Annotated in this window: 5 protein-coding genes and 3 rRNA genes (2 of these 8 only partly in view); 6 read left to right on the forward strand and 2 right to left on the reverse strand. The window is 66.2% G+C overall.

What is annotated here, in order from left to right; translation table 11 throughout:
* The 4 genes from D1J60_RS18530 to D1J60_RS18545 all read left to right on the forward strand — a co-directional run.
* Positions 1–1041: ribosomal RNA gene (locus D1J60_RS18530) — 23S ribosomal RNA — on the forward strand (it extends 2078 nt beyond the left edge of the window).
* A 75-nt stretch (positions 1042–1116) separates the two neighbouring features.
* A 5S ribosomal RNA gene (gene rrf, locus D1J60_RS18535) occupies positions 1117–1233 on the forward strand.
* Between the two features lie 103 nt (positions 1234–1336).
* On the forward strand, positions 1337–1864 hold the full coding sequence (locus D1J60_RS18540; RefSeq protein WP_125821837.1) for an SMI1/KNR4 family protein: 528 nt from the start codon (positions 1337–1339) through the stop codon (positions 1862–1864).
* Positions 1865–1957: 93 nt separating this feature from the next.
* The gene (locus D1J60_RS18545) at positions 1958–2308 is read left to right on the forward strand and encodes a hypothetical protein (RefSeq protein ID WP_206436540.1); all 351 of its coding nucleotides are present in this window, start codon (positions 1958–1960) and stop codon (positions 2306–2308) included.
* 88 nt (positions 2309–2396) lie between these two features.
* Here the strand turns inward: D1J60_RS18545 and D1J60_RS18550 are convergent, their stop codons facing one another.
* Positions 2397–2930 (reverse strand): hypothetical protein, encoded by a 534-nt coding sequence (locus tag D1J60_RS18550; protein WP_125821838.1) that lies wholly within the window; start codon positions 2928–2930, stop codon positions 2397–2399.
* Between the two features lie 42 nt (positions 2931–2972).
* Complete coding sequence (locus tag D1J60_RS18555; protein WP_125824087.1) at positions 2973–3890, reverse strand: zinc-binding dehydrogenase; 918 nt, start codon at positions 3888–3890, stop codon at positions 2973–2975.
* Positions 3891–3989: 99 nt separating this feature from the next.
* Here D1J60_RS18555 and D1J60_RS18560 point away from each other — a divergent pair, with 99 nt between their 5' ends.
* Together D1J60_RS18560 and D1J60_RS18570 are read left to right on the forward strand one after the other, a co-directional pair.
* A complete protein-coding gene (locus tag D1J60_RS18560) occupies positions 3990–4430 on the forward strand; it encodes a MarR family transcriptional regulator (protein ID WP_125821839.1) in 441 nt (146 codons plus the stop codon).
* A gap of 521 nt (positions 4431–4951) precedes the next feature.
* Positions 4952–5000, forward strand: a 16S ribosomal RNA gene (locus D1J60_RS18570); it runs 1475 nt beyond the window's last position.

Genomic DNA, 5000 nt, shown 5'->3' on the forward strand with positions numbered 1-5000 from the left:
GACCTTTCGGGGTTGCGAAGCTGAGAACTTAAGCGCCAGTAAACGGCGGTGGTAACTATAACCATCCTAAGGTAGCGAAATTCCTTGTCGGGTAAGTTCCGACCTGCACGAATGGCGTAACGACTTCTCGACTGTCTCAACCATAGGCCCGGTGAAATTGCACTACGAGTAAAGATGCTCGTTTCGCGCAGCAGGACGGAAAGACCCCGGGACCTTTACTACAGTTTGATATTGGTGTTCGGTTCGGCTTGTGTAGGATAGGTGGGAGACTTTGAAGCAGCCACGCCAGTGGTTGTGGAGTCGCCGTTGAAATACCACTCTGGTCGTGCTGGATGTCTAACCTCGGTCCGTGATCCGGATCAGGGACAGTGTCTGATGGGTAGTTTAACTGGGGCGGTTGCCTCCCAAAGGGTAACGGAGGCGCCCAAAGGTTCCCTCAGCCTGGTTGGCAATCAGGTGTTGAGTGTAAGTGCACAAGGGAGCTTGACTGTGAGACCGACGGGTCGAGCAGGGACGAAAGTCGGGACTAGTGATCCGGCGGTGGCTTGTGGAAGCGCCGTCGCTCAACGGATAAAAGGTACCCCGGGGATAACAGGCTGATCTTCCCCAAGAGTCCATATCGACGGGATGGTTTGGCACCTCGATGTCGGCTCGTCGCATCCTGGGGCTGGAGTCGGTCCCAAGGGTTGGGCTGTTCGCCCATTAAAGCGGTACGCGAGCTGGGTTTAGAACGTCGTGAGACAGTTCGGTCCCTATCCGCTGTGCGCGTAGGAATATTGAGAAGGGCTGTCCCTAGTACGAGAGGACCGGGACGGACGAACCTCTGGTGTGCCAGTTGTCCTGCCAAGGGCATGGCTGGTTGGCTACGTTCGGGAGGGATAACCGCTGAAAGCATCTAAGCGGGAAGCCTGCTTCAAGATGAGTATTCCCACCTCCTTGAGAGGGTAAGGCTCCCAGTAGACGACTGGGTTGATAGGCCAGATGTGGAAGCCCGGTAACGGGTGGAGCTGACTGGTACTAATAGGCCGAGGGCTTGTCCTCAGTTGCTCGCGTCCACTGTGTTAGTTCTGAAGTAACGAACTCGCCTTGCCGGCTGGAGTTCAAACTTCATAGTGTTTCGGTGGTCATAGCGTTAGGGAAACGCCCGGTTACATTCCGAACCCGGAAGCTAAGCCTTTCAGCGCCGATGGTACTGCAGGGGGGACCCTGTGGGAGAGTAGGACGCCGCCGAACAATCATTGTGGGAAAGCCCCGCACCTTCTGGTGCGGGGCTTTTCTGCGTTTACGGGCCGTGGTGTACGCAGAAGGCGGCGCCGGCAGAACGGAGAATGGCAGTATGCGCGATTCGTATGGCTCCTTCCCGGTGACCGCCGCTTTCCTCGCCGAGTGGCGGGAGGAGGTGTCGGCGGCCCTGGCCGTCGTGGTGGTCGGCTTCGAGGAGAAGTACGGCTACGGCCCGGGGGAGAACGCGGTCCGCTCCCCGGAGCCGGCGGACCGCGTCGCCGCTGACCGGTTCGCCGCGGAGTCCCCGGGCTTCGCCGACCTCGCCGCGTTCTACGGAGCCATCGGCGCCGTCGACATGGGCGACATCGGCAACGGCTACTTCCTGCACTCCGCGTCGCGCGCCGCCATCGAACGCATCGAGCTGCCCGAGGCCGGCGGCACCGTCCCCGCCGTACTCATCGGCTCCGACGGGGGAGGGATCCTGTACGCGGTCGCCGCGGACGGCGCCGTCTGGCGGTCGCGGACCGCCTCCGAGGACGGCGAGTTCCAACGGATCACGGGCGGCCTCGCGGAGTTCCTCGACCTCCTCCGTCGCTCCGTACACCGCTTTCAGGAGTCCGGGCAGCCCGGACTCGTATAGCGGAGGCCCTGACTCTCAGGTGACGGGAGACTCCGCTGGAAACCCCTCGCTCGGACGGCGGCGGGTGTGCCAGCCTGCTGATCATGAGCAGTGGTGCTGAGCCGGCGCTACGTGCTCACCGATGCGCTGGACGACCTCGCCGACGTGGCTGACGTCGTCGAACGCCTCGCCGTGGCCGATGTCGTCCTCAACACGGCCGCCGACCTCCTCTTCGACCACCCCAGGGCATGGACCGGGAGCGGGAAGTGGCTCCCCCGCCGCCTGTTGCAGGCCGACCCCGAACACGGCGGCGCCCTCCTGGACGGCTACCGCCGCCTCTGCGAGACCGGCGATCCGGAACGCTTTGCCGATGCCGCCGGGGAAATCCTCGCCCTCGTGGGCGGCCCCCTCCGCGAGGGCTACGCGAGAACCTGGCGCGCCGCCGCGGAGCCCGGCCCCCGCTAAGTCTGCTGAGCCTGGGCAGGTTTGGTGGCGCTGGGGCTGATGTCCCGTCCCTGGCAGGTTTGGCGTCAGGTGTCCCGGGAACGGCGGATCAGAGACGGACCGGGAGGCGGTGGGCCGGGGGTGAGCCGTCGGCGGGGGTGGAGCCGCGCGTCGCCAGGATCTCGCCTGTGTCGGCGAACTCCCAGTGGGTCGCATGCCTCCCATCCTTGAACGGCCATTCGACGCGGACGACAGGGCGCCTCAACACGCTCTCGAACCAGTCGGCGCACCGCTCCGCGAGCTCCTCGACCGTGCCGGAGGCCTGGAGGAAGCCGTGCTCGGGCGACTCGTGAAGGTTGAAGAGCTGGTCGCGGACTTTCCCGGCCAGCACGTGTGTGCCGTAGAAGTGCACGGCCCACTCGCCGAGCACCAGTCGGCGCGCCTCATCGAGAAGGCTGACATGGACGAGGAACGACGACTCGTCCTCGGGCCGTCCGACCTGGCTGGGCGCCCACGGCACCTGCCATTCAGCTGCCCGGGCTCGCAGGGCCGTCAGGAAAGCGAGTTCGGCCTCGTCGAAGTCCCAGGGCTCCTCGCCGTACTCCTCCGGGTCCTCGACCACGAACCAGCTGTTGACGTCCACGGGGAGACTCTAGAACCACAGGCCGCTCCCGCCGGATACTGCCTAGGGGACCAGGACGACCTTGCCGAGGTTGCGGCGCTGCTCGATGACGGCGTGCGCGCGGGCGGCCTCGGCGAGGGGGATCCGCGCGTGGACGGCGGTGCGCAGGGCGCCCGCGTCGCGCAGCTCCCACAGCTCGCGCCGCCAGCGGGCGTAGAGGTCGGGATGCCCGAGGGCGACGGCCCGCATCTGGAAGCCGATCAACGAGGCGCCGCGGAGCAGGAGTTCGTACGCCTCCACGGTGCCTCCGCCGGAGCTGTAGGCAACCAGCCGGCCGCCCGTGGCGAGGGCCCGCACGGCGGGGCCGAGGAGGTCGCCGCCGACTCCGTCGAGGACCACGTCGTACGCAGCGCCCCAGTCGGCGTCCTCGTACTGGACGACCTCGTCGGCGCCCAGGCCGCGGACGAAGGCGGCCTTGGCGGCGCTGCTGACGGCGGCGACCACGCGCCCCGCCCCGCCGGCCTTGGCGAGCTGGAGGGCGAAGGTGCCCACCGCACTGGCGGCCGCCGTGACGAGGACGGATTCGCCGGGCCGCACACGGCCGGCCTCGTACGCGCCGCGGGCCACCAGCCCGCTGCGGACGAGCGCCACCGCCTCCACGGCGCTCGCCCCGGCGGGGACGGGGGAGGCCATCGCGGTGTCCAGCACCGCGTACTCGGCGTAGGCGTCGGTGAAGCAGAGTCCGGTGACGCGGTCTCCGACGGTGAAGGGGGTGACGTCCCCACCGGTGCCGACGACCACCCCTGCCACCTCCCCGCCCAACGACACGGGCCCGCTTCCCTCCCGCACCTTGCGGACGGTGGGCAGCGTGACCCCGATGGCTTCGGTCCTTACGAGCAGTTGGCCGGGCCCGGGCACGGGCCGACCGACCTCCTCGGCGACCAGAACTCCGCCGCCCCCACCGTCGACCTCATGGCGCATGCGCAGCACAGGACCTCCCCATCCGACTCATTCATTGGGCGTTCCAACGATAGGCTCGAATTCGTAGGGGTGTCCAACGATTCTGGGTAGGGTGCTCGCATGACCTCACCCCTCGGCCACATCCAGTCCCTGCCCAGCTGGCTCGTTGGCCGCGTCGCGGCGCGCGGGCGGGGCCTGGTCGCGGAGGCCCTGGCGGCGGAGGGCCTGAAGCTCATGCAGCACGCCGTGCTGGCCGCGACCGCCGAGTACGGCCCCGTGGCGCAGGCGGACCTGGGGCGCCGGCTCGCCGTGGATCCGAAAGACATGGTCGGGATCCTCAACCACCTCCAGGAGGCGGGTCTCGTCCTGCGCACGCCGGACACGGCCGACCGCCGCAAGAACGCCGTCACCGTCACCCCACGGGGAGAGGCGGCCCTGGCCCGCTGCGCGACCCTCGCGGAAGCGGCGAACGAGCAGCTGCTGGCTCCCCTCACCCCGGCCGAACGGGACACCCTGATGGCCCTGCTGCTGCGGGTGCACGAGGCTCCCACCTCGTTTTGACACCCCCAGGAGCAGGGTTGTAGAGTCAAACGGTTGCCTCGAACTGGACAAGTTCGGCGACCACCACTCCACAGGGAATCTCTTCCGGGTGGAGTGCATTCGACTCTCCATTCGGAAACGTTGAAGCCGGGAAATCCGGTGGAAAACTTCTGATAGAGTCGGAACCGCCGGAAAGGGAAAGCGCGAAAGCGTAGAACCTCGAAAGCGCCGAGGAAATCGGACACGAAAGAGTCTGATAGAGTCGGAAACGCAAGAACGAAGAGCGAAAGCCCGGAGGAAAGCCCGAAAGGGTGAGTACAAAGGAAGCGTCCGTTCCTTGAGAACTCAACAGCGTGCCAAAAATCAACGCCAGAAGTTGATACCCCGTCCACTCCGGTGGATGAGGTTCCTTTGAAAAAGACCTGTCGGGCCCTCGGGCACTGGCAGGCAACGAACACAGCGAGGACGTTGTGGTCAGTCGGTCTTATTCCGACCGTGACTGGCCCGCTCTTTCGTGGTGTGGACCGGATTACCGGTAAACATTCATGGAGAGTTTGATCCTGGCTCAGGACGAACGCTGGCGGCGTGCTT

The sequence above is a fragment of the Streptomyces sp. W1SF4 genome (genome assembly GCF_003950035.1).
GTDB lineage: Bacteria > Actinomycetota > Actinomycetes > Streptomycetales > Streptomycetaceae > Streptomyces > Streptomyces racemochromogenes.

Coding starts and splice junctions, on each gene's coding strand:
- D1J60_RS18540 (WP_125821837.1), top strand. CDS start 1,337: ATGCGCGATTCGTATGGCTCCTTCCCGGTGACCGCCGCTTTCCTCGCC.
- D1J60_RS18555 (WP_125824087.1), bottom strand. CDS start 3,890: ATGCGCCATGAGGTCGACGGTGGGGGCGGCGGAGTTCTGGTCGCCGAG.
- D1J60_RS18560 (WP_125821839.1), top strand. CDS start 3,990: ATGACCTCACCCCTCGGCCACATCCAGTCCCTGCCCAGCTGGCTCGTT.